This is a genomic window from Paraburkholderia sp., from assembly GCF_034668105.1.
GTDB lineage: Bacteria > Pseudomonadota > Gammaproteobacteria > Burkholderiales > Burkholderiaceae > Paraburkholderia.
In genome coordinates, this window is record NZ_JAXDPY010000300.1 from 1 (window position 1) to 3,364 (window position 3,364).

General features: G+C 65.5%; 2 protein-coding genes. Both read left to right on the plus strand.

Translation table 11 applies throughout. The features are described 5' to 3' along the window. Positions 1 to 2,688, plus strand: a 2,688-nt coding sequence (locus QOC89_RS13640) for a YhdP family protein (protein WP_323045493.1), incomplete at its 5' end; no start/stop codon positions are given. A gap of 149 nt (positions 2,689 to 2,837) precedes the next feature. Next, on the plus strand, positions 2,838 to 3,364 hold a 527-nt coding region (locus tag QOC89_RS13645; RefSeq protein WP_323045494.1), incomplete at its 3' end, for a nitrilase-related carbon-nitrogen hydrolase.

Consider the following 3,364-nt stretch of genomic DNA (forward strand, 5'->3'; position numbering starts at 1 on the left):
GTGTTCGACGACCCGCGCCTGAAATTCGACCGTCTGCGTGGCGAGGCAGACTGGACCATCACGCCGAAGGCTGCCGGCGAAAATCACCCGGCCTTCACCGTCAAGCTGGCCAACTTTGGCGTTTCGAACAAGGACGTCGATGCCACTGCCACCGCCAACTACAGCAATCCAGGCCACGGCCGCGGTTCGCTCGACCTGAAAGCCGACTTCCAGCGCGCCCAGGTCGCGCGCATCGTGCGTTATTTGCCGACCAGCATCAGCGAAAAGCTGCGCATCTATCTGGGCCACGGCCTGCAGGCCGGCACGTCGCGCGGTGCGACGATCGAAATACACGGCGATCTGACCAAATTCCCCTACTCGCGCGCCCCCGAAGCTGGGATTTTCCATATCGTCGCGCCGTTCAAGGGCGGCAAGTTCGACCCTTCGCCGTACCCGCCGCGCAGAATGAGGAACGGCACGCCGAACGTGTGGCCGCCGCTGGACGGCATCGACGGTGTGTTCGAACTGAGTCAGAACGTGCTGCGCTTCGATATCGACCGCGCCCATTACAAACAGGTCGCCCTGACGCGTGTCAACGGCAAGATCGACGACCTCGGCACCCGAGCCTCCAACCTCGTGATCGACGGCAACGGCCGTGGCCCGCTCGCCGACATGCTCGACTACGTCAACGCGAGTTCGCTCGGCATCATGGCCAAACATGAGACCGAGAAGGTGCGCGCCGAAGGGTCCGCGTCGCTGGCGCTCAAACTGACCGTGCCGCGCACGCCGAAGCCGCATATCGGCGTGGAAGGCGCGGTCGGTTTTCAGAACAATCGCCTGACTGTCCAAAACGTGCCGCCGCTGTCGCAACTGAACGGCAAGGTGCGCTTCACCGAACACACGGCGCAGACCGAGCGGCTCACGGGCCAGTTCCTCGGCGGCGACGTGCACGCGAATGGCGGCCTCAAGCAGGACGGGACGTATGCGCTCGAGCTTGGCGGTCACATCGCCGTCGACGCCGCGCGCGGCCTGAATCTGCATGGACCGGCCAGCCAGGTGCTGACGCGCATGAGCGGCAGCGCGCCCTACGCACTCAACGTGCGCGGCGCCAAAGGGCGCTTGCCGGAAATCACGGCGAACTCCGATCTGACCGGTCTCGGGCTCGACTTCCCCGCGCCGTTCAACAAACCGGTTGGCACCCCGATGCCGCTGCACTTCGCGGTCAGCCCCGCCACCGACGCGAGCGAAGCCGGTCTGGAACGCGCCGACCTCACCTTCGGCCCGATCGCAGCCACCTATTTGCTGCGTTACGAGCCCAAAGCGCAACCGAAAACGCCGCCGACGGTGGTACGCGGCGCGATCGGCGTCAACAAGCCCGCCGACTTGCCGTCCAATGGTGTGATCGCCGCGGTCGACCTCGAAGCATTCGATGCCGACGCCTGGCGCGCGCTCGTCACGCAGATGCGCAACAAGGAAGCTCCCCCGCCTGCTGCCGCTGGCGTCGCCGCAGCCGCTCCCGCCGCCGCGCCGACTGTGACGAATCCGCTCGTCGCGCAATTCCTGCCGAGCCGTTTCGCGCTCCACATTGAAACACTGACACTGCTCAAGCGGCACTGGGACAGCGTGATCGTCGGCGCGTCGCACGCGGACGGCAAATGGCAGGCGAACATCGCGTCGAACCAGGTTTCGGGGCACGTTTCCTGGCTGCCGGGCGCGAACAAGGAATCGCCCGGCACGCTGCAGGCGCGCTTTGCCCGGGTGGTGATCCCTTCGGCCACCGACAAGGACCTCCTCGGCCAGGCGATCTCGGCGCCGGCGCAGAACATGCCGTCAATCGATCTGGTGGTCAACGAGTTGATCGTGCGCGATCGCAACATTGGCCGGCTCGAAGTCGACGCGCACAACTTCGTGGAAGACGGCGCGCCGGTCTGGCAACTCGACAAGCTCGACATCACCAATGCCGCCGCCACGCTGACTGCCACCGCAAACTGGCGCACGTCGAGCGGCGTCGGCGACGCCGCCGACGAAGCGGCACAGCGCCGTACCTTGTTCGACTTCAAGCTCGACATCAAGGACACCGGCGCGTTGCTGGAGCGTTTCGGCCAGCCGCACACGCTCAAGGGCGGCAGCGGCACGCTGTCGGGCAAGGTCGTGTGGCACGGCGGCCCGACCGCGATCGATTACCCGACGCTCAACGGCAATCTGGCCGTCGATCTGCGCCACGGGCAGATTCTCAAGGTCGACCCGGGCGTCGCGAAACTGCTGGGCGTACTCAGCCTGCAAAGCCTCGCGCGCTTTGCCACCCTCAATTTCCGCGATGTGATCGGAGAAGGGTTGCCGTTCGAGCACGTCACCGGCACGGGGCAAATCCACAACGGCATTGGCCGTACCGAGAACTTCGAGATGGTGACGGCGCCGGCCCGGGCCGAGATGAAGGGCTCGGTGGATCTGGCGCAGGAGACCCAGGATCTGCACGTGCGGATCGTGCCGACCGTCAGCGCCGGCGCCGCCGTGATCGCCGCGACCGTGATCAATCCGCTGCTCGGGCTGGGCGCGCTGGTGGCCGATCTGGCGTTCAGCAAGTCAGTCTCCACGGCGTTTGCGCGCGAGTACGCAATCACCGGTCCGTGGTCGAAACCGCACATTGAGCGGGTGAAGGGCGATCGCGGTAAGATGGACGCTCCGGCTTCGACCGTGGAAGCGCACTGAGCCTTCGGCACCCCCTTCAGCACCCTTTAGGGCCGTTGCTCATAATAAAGCGCAGTGCCGCGCCACAGGCCGCAGCCAGCCCTGAACGACGTATGCGGCACAAGCAGTTCTCGCGCCGCCGCCTTAGCCGGGAGTTTTTCGAAACGCTCATGAGCGAAACACACGTCTTTTCATCTTCGTCTACCGCTTCGTCCGCGGCCTCCTCCGCTGTTGCGTCCAACGGGTCTTCCGGCAGCAGCTTCCGCGTGGCCGCGCTGCAAATGGTCAGCACGCCGGAGCGCGAACGCAATCTGGCCGAAGCGGAGCGCCTGATTGCCGAAGCCGCCGCCGACGGCGCGCAACTTGTCCTGCTGCCCGAATACTTCTGCTTCATGGGCTTCAAGGACACGGACAAGCTCGCGGTGCGCGAGCCCTACCAGGACGGCCCGATCCAGCGCTTTCTCGCCGATGCCGCGCGCCGCCATAAGGTATGGGTGATCGGCGGCACCTTGCCGTTGATGTCGCCGGAACCGTCGCGCGTGCTGAACACCACGCTGGTGTTCGACCCAGAAGGCAACGAGGCCGCGCGCTACGACAAGATCCATCTGTTCAACTTCGAAAAAGGCGAGGAATCGTTCGACGAGGCACGCACCATTTGCCCCGGCGGCGAAGTCCGCACCTTCGAGGCGCCGTTCGG